14 protein-coding genes are annotated in these 14,143 nt (G+C 60.0%); 13 read left to right on the top strand and 1 reads right to left on the bottom strand.

Features of this window, described 5'->3' with window-relative positions:
• Positions 1-11 precede the first annotated feature (11 nt).
• The 8 genes from ccoN (ACA060_RS09465) to ccoP (ACA060_RS09430) all read left to right on the top strand — a co-directional run bounded on the left by ccoN (ACA060_RS09465) (position 12) and on the right by ccoP (ACA060_RS09430) (position 6,930).
• Entirely contained in the window at positions 12-1,436 is a 1,425-nt protein-coding gene (ccoN, locus tag ACA060_RS09465) for a cytochrome-c oxidase, cbb3-type subunit I (protein WP_497316807.1), read from the top strand.
• Positions 1,437-1,446: 10 nt separating this feature from the next.
• Positions 1,447-2,055, top strand: a complete 609-nt coding sequence (ccoO, locus tag ACA060_RS09460) for a cytochrome-c oxidase, cbb3-type subunit II (protein WP_109628942.1) — start codon at positions 1,447-1,449, stop codon at positions 2,053-2,055.
• 3 nt (positions 2,056-2,058) lie between these two features.
• Positions 2,059-2,274 carry a cbb3-type cytochrome oxidase subunit 3 gene (locus ACA060_RS09455; protein WP_256597487.1) on the top strand — a complete coding sequence of 72 codons (216 nt, stop codon included), beginning with the start codon at positions 2,059-2,061 and terminating at the stop codon, positions 2,272-2,274.
• Positions 2,271-3,224, top strand: a complete 954-nt coding sequence (gene ccoP / locus ACA060_RS09450) for a cytochrome-c oxidase, cbb3-type subunit III (RefSeq protein WP_497316804.1) — start codon at positions 2,271-2,273, stop codon at positions 3,222-3,224. Before ACA060_RS09455 ends, ccoP (ACA060_RS09450) begins: the two co-directional genes overlap by 4 nt.
• A 484-nt stretch (positions 3,225-3,708) precedes the next feature.
• Positions 3,709-5,151 carry a cytochrome-c oxidase, cbb3-type subunit I gene (ccoN, locus tag ACA060_RS09445; protein WP_109628938.1) on the top strand — a complete coding sequence of 481 codons (1,443 nt, stop codon included), beginning with the start codon at positions 3,709-3,711 and terminating at the stop codon, positions 5,149-5,151.
• Positions 5,151-5,759 (top strand): cytochrome-c oxidase, cbb3-type subunit II, encoded by a 609-nt coding sequence (ccoO, locus tag ACA060_RS09440; RefSeq protein WP_009042961.1) that lies wholly within the window; start codon positions 5,151-5,153, stop codon positions 5,757-5,759. Before ccoN (ACA060_RS09445) ends, ccoO (ACA060_RS09440) begins: the two co-directional genes overlap by 1 nt.
• A 5-nt stretch (positions 5,760-5,764) precedes the next feature.
• Positions 5,765-5,950, top strand: coding sequence for a CcoQ/FixQ family Cbb3-type cytochrome c oxidase assembly chaperone (locus ACA060_RS09435; protein ID WP_003175465.1), 186 nt, complete (start codon positions 5,765-5,767; stop codon positions 5,948-5,950).
• Entirely contained in the window at positions 5,947-6,930 is a 984-nt protein-coding gene (gene ccoP, locus ACA060_RS09430) for a cytochrome-c oxidase, cbb3-type subunit III (RefSeq protein WP_109628936.1), read from the top strand. Before ACA060_RS09435 ends, ccoP (ACA060_RS09430) begins: the two co-directional genes overlap by 4 nt.
• A 78-nt stretch (positions 6,931-7,008) precedes the next feature.
• On the opposite strand, the gene ACA060_RS09425 is transcribed toward ccoP (ACA060_RS09430), so the two are convergent.
• Entirely contained in the window at positions 7,009-8,031 is a 1,023-nt protein-coding gene (locus ACA060_RS09425) for a metallophosphoesterase family protein (RefSeq protein WP_497316801.1), read from the bottom strand.
• A gap of 561 nt (positions 8,032-8,592) precedes the next feature.
• On the opposite strand from ACA060_RS09425, the gene ccoG reads away from it, so the two are divergent.
• From ccoG to ACA060_RS09400, 5 genes are all read left to right on the top strand, one after another.
• Entirely contained in the window at positions 8,593-10,008 is a 1,416-nt protein-coding gene (gene ccoG / locus ACA060_RS09420; protein WP_497316799.1) for a cytochrome c oxidase accessory protein CcoG, read from the top strand.
• Positions 10,009-10,019: 11 nt separating this feature from the next.
• Positions 10,020-10,559: a FixH family protein gene (locus ACA060_RS09415; protein ID WP_109628930.1), complete on the top strand. Its 540-nt coding sequence runs from the start codon at positions 10,020-10,022 to the stop codon at positions 10,557-10,559.
• 175 nt (positions 10,560-10,734) lie between these two features.
• Positions 10,735-13,185 (top strand): heavy metal translocating P-type ATPase, encoded by a 2,451-nt coding sequence (locus tag ACA060_RS09410; RefSeq protein WP_497316797.1) that lies wholly within the window; start codon positions 10,735-10,737, stop codon positions 13,183-13,185.
• Positions 13,186-13,207: 22 nt separating this feature from the next.
• Complete coding sequence (gene ccoS, locus ACA060_RS09405) at positions 13,208-13,426, top strand: cbb3-type cytochrome oxidase assembly protein CcoS (RefSeq protein ID WP_109628926.1); 219 nt, start codon at positions 13,208-13,210, stop codon at positions 13,424-13,426.
• A complete protein-coding gene (locus tag ACA060_RS09400) occupies positions 13,419-14,102 on the top strand; it encodes a sulfite exporter TauE/SafE family protein (RefSeq protein ID WP_497316794.1) in 684 nt (227 codons plus the stop codon). The genes ccoS and ACA060_RS09400 overlap by 8 nt, the downstream gene beginning before the upstream one ends.
• Positions 14,103-14,143: the final 41 nt, after the last annotated feature.

Here is a 14,143-nt window from a genome sequence, read left to right as displayed (position 1 = left end):
GATGGGGAACCATGAACACTTCTATCAGTACCGCCTACAACTACAAGGTGGTCCGCCAATTCGCCATTATGACGGTGGTGTGGGGCATCGTCGGCATGGGGCTCGGGGTTTTTCTCGCGGCCCAATTGGTCTGGCCTGAACTCAACTTCGATTTGCCGTGGACCAGTTTCGGCCGGTTGCGCCCGCTGCACACCAACGCGGTGATCTTCGCCTTCGGCGGTTGCGCCCTGTTCGCCAGTTCATTCTATTCGGTGCAACGCACCTGCCAGACCCAGCTGTTTGCACCGAAAATCGCCGCGTTCTGCTTCTGGGGCTGGCAATTGGTGATCCTGCTGGCGGCGATCAGCCTGCCCCTGGGCTACACCAGTTCCAAGGAGTACGCCGAGCTGGAATGGCCGATCGACATCCTGATCACCATTGTCTGGGTCGCCTACGCCATCGTGTTCTTCGGCACATTGGCCAAACGCAAGACCAAGCACATCTACGTCGGCAACTGGTTCTTCGGTGCGTTCATCATCACCGTGGCGATTCTGCACATCGTCAACAACGTTGAATTGCCGGTGAGTTTCACCAAGTCGTACTCGGTGTACGCCGGTGCGACCGATGCCATGGTTCAGTGGTGGTACGGCCACAACGCCGTAGGCTTTTTCCTCACCGCCGGTTTCCTCGGGATGATGTATTACTTCGTGCCGAAACAGGCCGAGCGTCCGGTGTATTCCTATCGCTTGTCGATCGTGCACTTCTGGGCCCTGATCACCCTGTACATCTGGGCCGGTCCGCACCACTTGCACTACACCGCGCTGCCGGACTGGGCGCAGTCGCTGGGCATGGTGATGTCGCTGATCCTGCTGGCGCCAAGCTGGGGCGGCATGATCAACGGGATGATGACCCTGTCGGGCGCCTGGCATAAGTTGCGCAGCGACCCGATCCTGCGATTCCTCGTGGTCTCGCTGGCCTTCTACGGCATGTCGACCTTCGAAGGGCCGATGATGGCGATCAAGACGGTCAACGCCCTCTCCCACTACACCGACTGGACCATCGGCCACGTTCACGCCGGGGCACTCGGTTGGGTAGCGATGATTTCAATCGGCGCGCTGTACCACATGATCCCGAAAATCTTCGGCCGCACGCAGATGCACAGCATCGGCCTGATCAACGCGCACTTCTGGCTCGCCACCATCGGCACCGTGCTGTACATCGCCTCGATGTGGGTCAACGGCATCGCCCAGGGCCTCATGTGGCGCGCAGTCAACGAAGACGGCACGCTGACCTACTCCTTCGTCGAAACCCTGGTGGCCAGCCACCCAGGCTTCGTCGTGCGACTGGTGGGCGGTGCGATCTTCCTCAGCGGCATGTTCCTGATGGCTTACAACACCTGGCGCACCGTGCGGGCCTCGCAGCCTGCCGAAGTCGCCGCTGCCGCGCAGATCGCCTGAGGAGTCCGCCATGAAACACGAAACAATCGAGAAAAACGTCGGCCTGCTGATGCTGCTGATGGTCCTGGCCGTGAGCATCGGCGGTCTGACCCAGATCGTCCCGCTGTTCTTCCAGGACGTGACCAATAAACCGGTGGAAGGCATGAAGCCCTACACCGCACTGCAACTGGAAGGTCGCGACATCTACATCCGCGAAGGCTGCGTCGGTTGCCACTCGCAGATGATCCGGCCGTTTCGCGCCGAGACCGAACGTTACGGCCACTACTCGGTGGCCGGTGAAAGCGTCTGGGATCACCCGTTCCTCTGGGGCTCCAAGCGCACCGGGCCGGACCTGGCCCGGGTCGGCGCACGTTACTCGGATGACTGGCACCGTGCGCACTTGTACAACCCGCGCAACGTCGTACCCGAGTCGAAGATGCCGGCCTACCCATGGCTGGTCACGCAAGCGGTCGACAGCAGCCACACCGAAACCAAGATCCGCACGATGCGCACCCTCGGTGTGCCGTACAGCGATGACGACATCAGCGGCGCGGTCGCCAGCCTCAAGGGCAAGACCGAAATGGACGCACTCGTTTCTTACCTGCAAGTGCTCGGCACTGCCATCAAGAGCAAGAGGTGAGCCATGACCATACCCTTCGAAATAGTGACCGTGATAAGCAGTGGAATGATCCGCGGTCTCGGTACGGTCGTCGTGTTCGTGGCCTTCGTCGGCCTGACGCTATGGGTGTTCAACAGCAAGCGCAACCCGGAATTCGCCGAAGCGCGCCTGTTGCCGTTTGCCGATGAGCCACAACCCGATAGCACCCAAGAACCTGAAACAAGGAGTACCCGGCCATGACCACCTTCTGGAGTACGTGGATCTGCGTACTGACCATCGGCAGCCTGATCGGCCTGACCTGGCTGCTGATCGGCACCCGCAAGGGCGAAACCAAGGGCAGCGTCGACCAGACCATGGGCCACAGCTTCGACGGCATCGAGGAGTACGACAATCCGCTGCCGCAGTGGTGGTTCATGCTGTTCGCCGGCACGCTGGTATTCGCCGTGGGCTACCTGATTCTTTATCCGGGCCTGGGCAACTGGAAAGGCATCCTGCCCGGTTACGAGGACGGCTGGACCGGCGTCCACGAATGGGAAAAGGAGATGAACAAGGCAGACGCCAAGTTTGGGCCGATCTTCGCCAAATTCGCCGCCATGCCGGTGCAAGAAGTGGCCAATGACCCGCAAGCGCTGAAAATGGGTGGTCGCCTGTTTGCGTCCAACTGTTCGGTGTGCCACGGCTCGGATGCCAAGGGCGCTTTCGGCTTCCCGAACCTGGCCGACAGCAACTGGCGTTGGGGCGGCGACGCCGAGATGATCAAGACCACAATCATGGGCGGTCGCATGGCGGCCATGCCGGCCTGGGGTGAAATCCTCGGTGAGGCCGGCGTGAAGAACGTGGCCGCGTATGTGCGTCACGAACTGGCGGGCCTGCCACTGCCCGCTGACGACACTGCCGATCTGCACGCTGGACAGCAAGCGTTCAGCACCACGTGCGTAGCCTGTCATGGGGCAACCGGCAAGGGCACTGAAGCCATGGGCGCGCCGAACCTGACGCAACCGGCCGGATTCATCTACGGTACCAGCCTGGCGCAACTGCAACAGACCATCCGCCATGGCCGCCAGGGCCATATGCCGGCGCAGAACGAACTGCTCGGCAACGACAAGGTGCAATTGCTGGCCGCCTACGTTTACAGCCTGTCTCACGGTCTGAATACCGAGCGTCTGCAAGCCGAAGACAAACGCGAATAAATCTCGACCGCTCTACTGCCGCATTCTCCCCGGATGCGGCAGTTCCCTGCCTCTTTGCGACCAAGTGTCGCACCCCTCCGTTGGTCCTCCTTTCGGTTCACCTGATTCGGGTCTAAGCTTGCTCCGATGCGAACTGGCATGAGCCGGTTCCAGGTCGACTCAACCCGATGTGTTCGACGAATCTGCTCGATGACAGGCCGCAAAGGCTGGTAGATACCGGCTGTCGTGCCAATTGCCATCGGTCACCCGATCGTTGTGTTTGAACACACCCCGTAACAACTGACCTGACCCCCTCACCTTTTTCGTTCACTGCGACATTTTGTCCGAGGCCGATTTTGTCCTTACGCGGCGCATGGAAAGGCCGCAGAATCAGCTTTTGAAAGCATTGACCCAGGTCATGGCGCGTTGCAATGACCCCCCGCTTTCTACATACTTGCGGCCGATTTTTACTCCTAATAAAACACCCAAACCGTGGAACCTTAGAATGAGCACAGCAATCAGTCCGACTGCTTATAACTATAAGGTAGTCCGCCAGTTCGCCATCATGACGGTGGTCTGGGGGATCCTTGGCATGGGGCTTGGTGTCTTCATCGCCTCACAGCTTGTATGGCCGGAATTGAACTTCGGTCTGCCGTGGACGACTTTTGGACGCTTACGCCCGTTGCACACCAACCTGGTGATTTTCGCCTTCGGTGGTTGTGCTCTGTTTGCCACTTCTTATTACGTCGTGCAGCGAACCTGCCAAACGCGACTGATTTCCGACAGCCTCGCAGCCTTCACCTTCTGGGGTTGGCAAGCGGTCATTGTCGGCGCGATCATTACCTTGCCGTTGGGTTACACCACCACCAAGGAATACGCGGAACTGGAATGGCCCCTGGCTATTCTGCTGGCCATCGTCTGGGTGTCCTACGGTCTGGTGTTTTTCGGCACCATCACCAAGCGCAACACCAAGCATATCTATGTGGGTAACTGGTTCTACGGTGCCTTCATCGTCGTGACGGCGATGCTGCACATCGTCAACCACGCGTCCCTGCCGGTCAGCTTCTTCAAGTCCTACTCGGCCTACGCCGGTGCGACTGATGCGATGATCCAGTGGTGGTACGGCCACAACGCGGTGGGTTTCTTCCTGACCACCGGCTTCCTGGGGATGATGTACTACTTCGTTCCGAAGCAGGCCGAGCGTCCGATCTACTCCTATCGCCTGTCGATCGTGCACTTCTGGGCGCTGATCACCCTGTACATCTGGGCCGGTCCGCACCACCTGCACTACACCGCGCTGCCGGACTGGGCTCAGTCCCTGGGCATGGCGATGTCGATCATCCTGCTGGCTCCAAGCTGGGGCGGCATGATCAACGGCATGATGACCCTGTCGGGCGCCTGGCATAAGCTGCGCACCGACCCGATCCTGCGCTTCCTGGTTGTGTCGCTGGCCTTCTACGGCATGTCGACCTTTGAAGGCCCGATGATGGCCATCAAGACCGTGAACTCGCTGTCGCACTACACCGACTGGACCATCGGCCACGTACACGCCGGCGCCTTGGGCTGGGTTGCGATGATCTCGATCGGCGCCATCTATCACATGATCCCGAAACTGTTCGGTCGCGCGCAGATGCACAGCATCGGCCTGATCAACGCGCACTTCTGGCTCGCGACCATTGGCACCGTTCTGTACATCGCTTCGATGTGGGTCAACGGCATCACCCAGGGCCTGATGTGGCGTGCAATCAACGACGACGGCACCCTCACCTACTCGTTCGTCGAAGCCCTGCAAGCCAGCCACCCTGGTTTCATCGTTCGCGCCCTGGGCGGTGCGTTCTTTGCCAGCGGCATGCTGTTCATGGCCTACAACGTATGGCGGACCGTACGTGCCTCGAACCCGGCTGAAGCCGAAGCCGCCGCTCAGATTGCTGTAGTTGGAGCTCACTGATGAAGCATGAAGCAGTCGAGAAGAACATTGGCCTGCTGGCCTTCTTCATGGTTATCGCCGTCAGCATCGGCGGCCTGACCCAGATCGTTCCGCTGTTTTTCCAGGACGTCACCAACAAGCCGGTCGAAGGCATGAAGCCTCGCACCGCCCTTGAACTGGAAGGCCGCGACGTTTACATCGCCAACGGTTGTGTCGGCTGCCACTCGCAGATGATCCGCCCGTTCCGTGCTGAAACCGAACGTTACGGCCACTACTCCGTTGCCGGTGAAAGCGTCTGGGACCACCCGTTCCTGTGGGGTTCCAAGCGTACCGGTCCGGACTTGGCCCGTGTCGGCGGTCGTTACTCCGATGACTGGCAGCGTGCGCACTTGTACAACCCGCGCAACGTGGTGCCTGAGTCGAAAATGCCGGCCTACCCGTTCCTCGTGGAAAACAAGCTCGACGGCAAAGACACTGCCAAGAAAATGGAAGTCTTGCGCACGCTCGGCGTCCCTTACACCGACGAAGACATCGCCGGTGCCAAGGATGCTGTGAAGGGCAAAACCGAAATGGACGCGCTGGTGGCCTATCTGCAAGGCCTGGGCACCATCATCAAAAGCAAACGGTGATTTAGATGGATATCGGGATGATTCGTGGCCTGGGCACCGTTGTTGTGATGGTGGCCTTCATCGGTCTGGCGTTGTGGGTATTCAGCCCAAAGCGCAAGTCGGAGTTTGAAGACGCGACCTTGCTGCCTTTCGCGGACGATCCCGAAGCCATCAAGCACGTCGAGCAAGCTTCTAGGAGTAACAAAGAATGACTACGTTCTGGAGTCTGTACGTCACAGTCCTCAGTCTCGGCACCATCTTCGCCCTGACCTGGCTGCTGCTGTCCACCCGCAAGGGCCAGCGAGCCGAGCAGACAGAGGAAACGGTTGGCCACTCCTTCGACGGGATCGAGGAGTACGACAACCCACTGCCGAAATGGTGGTTCATGCTGTTCGTGGGCACCATCATCTTCGCCTTGGGCTACCTGGTGCTGTACCCGGGCCTGGGCAACTGGAAAGGCCTGCTGCCAGGTTACAACTACCTGGATAACGAGAAGCAGACCGCGTTCGCCAACGGCCAGACCGGCTGGACCGGCGTTCACGAGTGGGAAAAGGAAATGGCCAAGTCGGACGCCAAGTTCGGTCCGATCTTCGCCAAGTTCGCTTCCATGCCGATTGAAGAAGTCGCCAAGGACCCGCAAGCCCTGAAGATGGGTGGCCGCCTGTTCGCCTCCAACTGCTCGGTCTGCCACGGCTCCGACGCAAAAGGCGCTTATGGCTTCCCGAACCTGACCGACGCCGACTGGCGCTGGGGTGGTGAAGCGGAAACCATCAAGACCACCATCATGGGTGGCCGTCACGCGGTCATGCCAGCGTGGGCTGACGTGATCGGCGAGCAAGGCGTTGCGGACGTTGCTTCGTTCGTGCTGACCAACCTCGATGGCCGCAAGCTGCCGGAAGGCACCAAGGCTGATCCGGTCGCCGGTCAGAAGCTGTTCGCCGCCAATTGCGCGGTATGCCACGGTCCGGAAGGCAAAGGCACCCCAGCGATGGGCGCACCTGACCTGACTCACCCGGCAGCGTTCATCTACGGTTCGAGCTTCGCTCAACTGCAGCAGACCATCCGTTACGGCCGTCAGGGCCAGATGCCTGCGCAAGAACAGCTGCAAGGCAACGACAAGGTTCACCTGCTGGCCGCTTACGTCTACAGCCTCTCTCACGGTGAGAAAGCGCCGGCGGAAGACGCTCAGTAAAGGCACACGCTTGCTGCAACAAAAAAACGGCCCCGTCATTTGACGGGGCCGTTTTCGTTTGGGGCCGGAATGTGGGGACTATTGAACCGCGATGGTTTCGACCTCCTTGCGGCTTGGCCAGTTGTTACCGTTGACCTGATACACCGTCAGCGTCTTGCGATCCAGCGCAAAACTGGCGATCAGGTAGGTCTGATTGGAAGCGCCGCCACTCAGGAACACCGGAACGTCACCAAAGTAATCCGTCCTGTTCCATCCGGTAAAACGCCCCGGTTCATTATGTAAATGCCCTGCGAACACCGCGGTGACCTCGTAGCGTGCAATCATGGCCTTGAAGCGTTCAATCTGTTCCGGGCTTCCCTTCCAGCGATCAGGTTTGTGCATATTAATTAAAATGATCTGACCCTGATTGCGCGCCTGCTGCAGATCGCGCTCCAGCCAATCCAGCGCATCCGAGATTTCAAAGTTAACCTTATTCAAAGGAAACCCCGAGGAAAAATTCACCGTGTAAGTAGGCTCGTTATTGAGTTGTATCAGGTGAACATCACCCACAGACTTTGAATAAGCAAGACTTCCGTAATAGACTTTGGCACCCCCCTCGCTCCGAGCTGCAAAATCAAATGTATTGACCTTCCCCCAATATTTTTCCCGCAACTCCACAATGCTACCAGCGGCGCAATTGTTCTCGGGAAAACTGCAGTCATTAATATTGTTTTCGTAGTCGTGATTACCCAGACCGTAGTCATAAACACCGCCCAGGTACTTCTCCAGAATCGACTGGGTCGTGGAGCGTTCGCTGCCGTGGCCGAAAGCCGTCATATCCCCATTGATCATGACCGGAATATGGCCAGGGTCCCGGCTGTGGTTGTTCCGAAAACTGGCGACATCCGAATACTGGGTTTCAATCAACCAACGAGAACGCTTGTCTCGGTCCGAATCCGACTCCTCCCAACCGTAATCAGAACTTTCGGTCCAGGGGAATTGCGGATCCGAAGTAAATATCAAATGGCGAGGCGAGAAGTCGGTGGGGTTCGCATGGGCAGCCGACGCGGCAATACATAACAACACGCCAGCAAGTGGCCTGGTGCATTTAGTCAAAAACATAGAATTCCATTTCCATAACAAGATTAGTTAACAGGTGTGCAACTTACAAACCTACCAACAATTTATGCCATGTTTTAAATCCATGCAAAGCCCGCAATTAACAACCTATATTTCAAAAACCACCAAACATTTGAGAACTCCCAACTAACGAACATAAATTCAACCATTACTTACTTGTTGGTGACACCTCTAAATCGAGCGTGGAATCACCCTCATCGAACCGTGGATCTGTCCTGATGTTCCTGCTCGATACGAACGTGATTGCTGATTTGCGCCCCCCCAGGCTGAGGCAATGACTCGCAACATGGCGGACGCTCCTTCCAGCCCTGTGCGATTGATCAACCCGTGCTGATTGACCCGCGCGCCCTGCAAAACCGTCCATAATTCACAAGTCAATTGATTCAAGTCATTACACTGTCAGTTGATTTCCACCAACGTGACCAAAGGTCGCACCCTTGAGCTAGAGCGACAGGCGTATCATTGCGCCACTGCAACACCTCTTTTTGACCGCGGTCGGCATGTACTGACCGAGGCATTTTTCCACTGCCGTGGGATGCAATGATGAGCAATCAGATTCCGGTACACGACGTCACACCGCCAGCCAAAGACGCGAACACCAGCGTCGACCTCTACGCCTCTCGGGAAAAAATCTACACGCGAGCCTTCACCGGCCTGTTCCGCAACCTGCGGATGATGGGCGGTGCCGGGTTGTTTCTGCTGTATTTCGGCACGGTCTGGCTGAACTGGGGCGGCCATCAAGCCGTCTGGTGGAACCTGCCGGAGCGCAAGTTTTTCATCTTCGGGGCGACCTTCTGGCCTCAAGATTTCATCCTGCTTTCCGGGATCCTGATCGTCAGCGCCTTCGGCCTGTTCTTCATTACCGTGTACGCCGGTCGGGTCTGGTGCGGCTATACCTGCCCGCAGAGCGTCTGGACGTGGATTTTCATGTGGTGCGAAAAGGTCACCGAAGGCGACCGCAACCAGCGCATCAAACTCGACAAGGCGCCGATGAGTGCCAACAAATTCCTGCGCAAATTCAGCAAGCACTCGATGTGGCTGCTGATCGGCTTCGTCACCGGCATGACCTTCGTCGGTTACTTCTCGCCCATTCGCGAACTGACGATCGACTTCTTCACCGGCGAAGCCGATGGCTGGTCGTATTTCTGGGTCGGTTTCTTCACCCTCGCCACCTACGGCAACGCCGGCTGGTTGCGTGAGCAGGTGTGCATTTACATGTGCCCGTATGCGCGTTTCCAGAGCGTGATGTTCGACAAGGACACCCTGATCGTCTCCTACGATCCGCGCCGTGGTGAAAGTCGCGGCCCGCGCAAGAAAGGCATCGACTACAAGGCCCAGGGCCTGGGCGACTGCATCGACTGCACCATGTGCGTCCAGGTCTGCCCGACCGGGATCGACATTCGGGACGGTCTGCAGATTGAATGCATCGGCTGCGCGGCGTGCATCGATGCCTGCGACAGCATCATGGACAAGATGGACTACCCCCGCGGGTTGATCAGCTACACCACCGAACACAACCTGTCCGGGCAAAAAACCCATAAACTGCGCCCGCGCCTGATCGGCTATGCCCTGGTGCTGCTGGCCATGATGGGCTTGCTGGCGGGCGCGTTCTTCATGCGTTCGCTGGTGGGTTTCGACGTCAGCAAGGACCGCGTGCTGTACCGCGAGAACGCCGAAGGCCGGATCGAAAACGTCTACAGCCTGAAGATCATGAACAAAGACCAGCGCGACCATACCTACGTACTGGAAGCCTCCGGTTTGCCGGACCTGAAGCTGCAAGGCAAGCGCGAGATCAAAGTCGCCGCCGGGGAGATTTTCAGCCAGCCGGTCGAACTGTCGATCGCACCGGAAAAACTGCCGTCGAGCACCAACGAGGTGAAATTCATCCTCAAGGATGCCGATGACGACAGCGTCCACGTTGAAGCCAAGAGCCGATTCATCGGCCCACAAATTCGTTGAGAGAAGTGATCATGCCCGCAGCAAACGCCGCAAGCCCTTGGTACAAGCATCTTTGGCCATGGATCATCATCGCCATCCTGGCCTGTTCCGTGACCCTGACCTTGTCCATGGTGACCATCGCGGTGAACAACCCGGACAACCTGGTCAACGACAACTACTACGAGGCCGGCAAAGGCATCAACCGCTCCCTCGACCGCGAACTGCTGGCCCAGACCCTGTTGCTGCGCGCCAGCGTTCATCTGGACGATGTGACCGGCGAAGTCGATTTGCGCCTGAGCGGCAACAGCCAACCGAAAACCCTTGAGCTGAACCTGATCTCGCCGACCCAGCCGGAGAAGGATCGCAAGATCACCCTGGCCCGCAGCGAAACCGAACAGGGCCGCTATATTGGCCAGTTGAGTGACAAGGTTGAAGGCCGTCGTTTCGTCGAATTGCTGGGCACTCAGGACGACCACATCTGGCGCATGTTCGAAGAAGAGCTGGTCAGCCATGACAAGGATCTGCTCTTGGGTGACGAGCCGCTGCAAGGCGCGGAAGACCTGAAGAAGTAAACTCGCAATGTGGCGAGGGGATTTATCCCCGTTGGGCTGCGAAGCGGCCCCCTGCATTCTTCCAGTCATATTTCCGCTAACAGGTTTCACGACTGCTTCGCAGCCGAACGGGGATAAATCCCCTCGCCACAGAACCTGCCCCGGTTTTAACAATATTGTTTTCATGGCCACTTAGATGACCACCCAACTGCCCTGCTACCACTGCGCCCTGCCCGTCCCGGCCGGCAGCCGCTTCACCGCTGCGGTCCTCGGTGAAACCCGCGAGTTCTGCTGCCCGGGTTGCCAGGCCGTGGCTGAGGCGATTGTGGCCGGTGGGCTGGAAAGCTATTACCAGCATCGCAGCGAGTCGTCGGCCAACCCCGAAGCCTTGCCGGTGCAGTTGGTGGATGAGTTGGCGCTCTACGACCGCGCCGACGTGCAAAAGCCTTTCGTGCGTCACGACGGCGAACTCGCCGAAACCACCCTGTTGATGGAAGGCATCAGCTGCGCCGCCTGCGGCTGGTTGATCGAAAAACACCTGCGCGCCTTGCCCGTGGTGGCCGAAGCGCGATTGAACCTGTCCAACCATCGCCTTCACGTACGCTGGGCCGACGCGCAATTGCCGTTGAGCCAAGTGCTCAGCGAATTGCGCCACATCGGCTACGCCGCGCACCCGTATCAAGCCGACCGCGCCAGCGAACAACTGGCCAGCGAAAACCGCCTGGCCTTGCGCCAACTCGGTGTCGCCGGACTGCTGTGGTTCCAGGCGATGATGGCGACCATGGCCACCTGGCCGGAATTCAATATCGACCTCAGCCCCGAGCTGCACACCATCCTGCGCTGGGTCGCGCTGTTCCTCACCACACCGATCGTGTTCTACAGCTGTGCGCCGTTTTTCAAAGGGGCGATGCGTGATTTGCGCACCCGCCACCTGACCATGGATGTGTCGGTGTCACTGGCGATCGGCAGTGCCTACATCGCCGGGATCTGGACCTCGATCACCGGCGTCGGCGAGCTGTATTTCGATGCCGTAGGGATGTTCGCGCTGTTCTTGCTGGCCGGGCGTTATCTGGAACGTCGCGCCCGCGAACGCACCGCCGCCGCTACCGCACAGCTTGTAAACCTGTTACCTGCTTCGTGCCTGCGCCTGAGCTCCGACGGCCAGAGCGAGCGGATCCTGCTTAGCGAGTTGCGTGTCGGCGATCAAGTGCTGGTGCACCCGGGCGCTATCCTGCCGGCCGACGGCAAGATCCTCGATGGCCAGTCGAGCATCGACGAATCGCTGCTGACCGGCGAATACCTGCCGCAACCGCGCACCCAGGGCGATGCGGTCACCGCCGGCACCTTGAACGTCGAAGGCGCGTTGACCGTGGAAGTCTTGGCGCTGGGTCAGGACACGCGGCTGTCAGCCATCGTCCGTCTGCTGGACCGCGCTCAGGCCGAGAAGCCGCGACTGGCGGAAATCGCCGACCGCGCCGCGCAATGGTTCCTGTTGCTGTCATTGATCGCTGCCGCAGCGATTGGCCTGTTGTGGTGGGAACTGGATTCGTCACGAGCCTTCTGGATTGTTCTGGCGATGCTGGTTGCGACGTGCCCGTGCGCCTTGTCGCTGGCCACGCCGACCGCCCTCACCGCCGCCACCGGCACGCTGCACAAACTCGGTTTACTGCTGACCCGCGGTCATGTGCTGGAAGGTCTGAACCAGATCGACACGGTGATTTTCGACAAGACCGGCACGTTGACCGAAGGTCGATTGGCCTTGCGTTCGATCCGCCCGCTCGGCGCACTCGACAGCGATCAATGCCTGAGTCTCGCCGCCGCGCTGGAAAACCGTTCCGAACACCCGATCGCCCGCGCATTTGGCCGGGCGCCGCTGGCGGCCGAAGAAGTCCTCAGCACGCCGGGGCTGGGCCTCGAAGGTTTGGTCGGCACGCAGCGCCTGCGCATTGGCCAGCCGGGTTTCGTCTGCGAACTCAGTGGCGCCGCCGTGCCGGTGATGCCCGACGAAGCGGGTCAGTGGCTGCTGCTCGGCGACAGCCAAGGGCCACTGGCGTGGTTTGTCCTCGATGACCGCTTGCGTGCCGATGCGCCGGCGCTAGTGGAAGCGTGCAAGGCCCGTGGCTGGCGCACATTGCTGCTGTCGGGCGATACCTCGCCAATGGTCGCCAGCGTCGCCGTCGAACTGGGCATCGACGAAGCCCGGGGCGGTTTGCGCCCCGATGACAAATTGCAGGTCCTGCAACAGCTGCACAAGGAAGGCCGCAAGGTGTTGATGCTCGGTGACGGGGTCAATGACGTGCCGGTGCTGGCCGCTGCCGACATCAGCGTGGCGATGGGTTCGGCCACCGATCTGGCGAAAACCAGTGCCGATGCGGTGTTGCTGTCCAACCGTCTCGATGCGCTGGTGCAAGCCTTCAGCCTGGCGCGGCGCACCCGCCGGGTAATCATCGAGAACCTGCTGTGGGCCGGGCTGTACAATGGCCTCATGTTGCCGTTCGCCGCCCTCGGCTGGATCACTCCGGTGTGGGCTGCGGTCGGCATGTCCATCAGTTCGTTGACCGTGGTGCTGAACGCCCTGCGCCTGACTCGCCTGCCGAGCGCGCCTGCCGCCCACACCACGCCAGAAACCCGCCCGCTGCCGGCCTGAGCCGCGCGGGCATGGAGTCCAGATGCCAGCTCTCTACGTGATGATCCCGGCCGCGCTGCTGATCGTGGCCATCGCTATCTTTATCTTCTTCTGGGCGGTCGACAGCGGTCAGTACGACGACCTCGACGGCCCGGCCCACAGCATTCTGTTCGACGACCAGGACCCGAACCACAAGGCCGCGGTCGACGAAGCCAGCGGCCATCCGGCCAAACCGGACGACAAGGCGCCGCCTCATGCTTGAGTTGGCGCCACTGTTGGTGTCTGCGGTGATTCTCGGCCTGCTCGGCGGAGGCCATTGCCTGGGCATGTGCGGCGGCCTGATGGGCGCGTTGACCCTGGCGATTCCCAAGGAGCAACGCAGCCGACGTTTTCGACTGTTGCTGGCGTACAACCTGGGGCGAATTCTCAGCTATGCGACGGCCGGTCTTCTGATCGGCCTGGCGGGCTGGGCGGTCGCCAACAGTCCGGCGGCCATGTTCATGCGCGTGATTGCCGGATTGCTGCTCATCGCGATGGGGCTTTACCTCGCCGGCTGGTGGAGCGGCCTGACCCGCATCGAAAGCCTCGGACGAGGCCTGTGGCGGCATATCCAGCCGGTTGCCAACAAACTGCTGCCGGTATCGAGCCTGCCCCGCGCGTTGCTGCTGGGCGCACTGTGGGGCTGGCTGCCGTGCGGGTTGGTTTACAGCACGTTGCTGTGGGCGGCGAGCCAGGGCAATGCGCTGGACAGTGGGCTGCTGATGCTCGCGTTCGGGCTCGGCACCTGGCCGGTGCTGCTGGCCACGGGGCTCGCGGCGGAGCGGGTCACGGCGTTGTTGCGCAAACGCAGTGTGCGGATGACGGGTGGGTTGCTGGTGATGGTGTTCGGCATCTGGACCTTGCCGGGGCCGCATCAGCATTGGCTCATGGGGCATTAGATCGGTGGTGCGCCCTTCGCGGGCAAGCCTCGCTCCTACCT

The organism is Pseudomonas sp. LBUM1671 (assembly GCF_059695685.1).
This window is presented reverse-complemented; position numbering and strand designations above follow the sequence as displayed.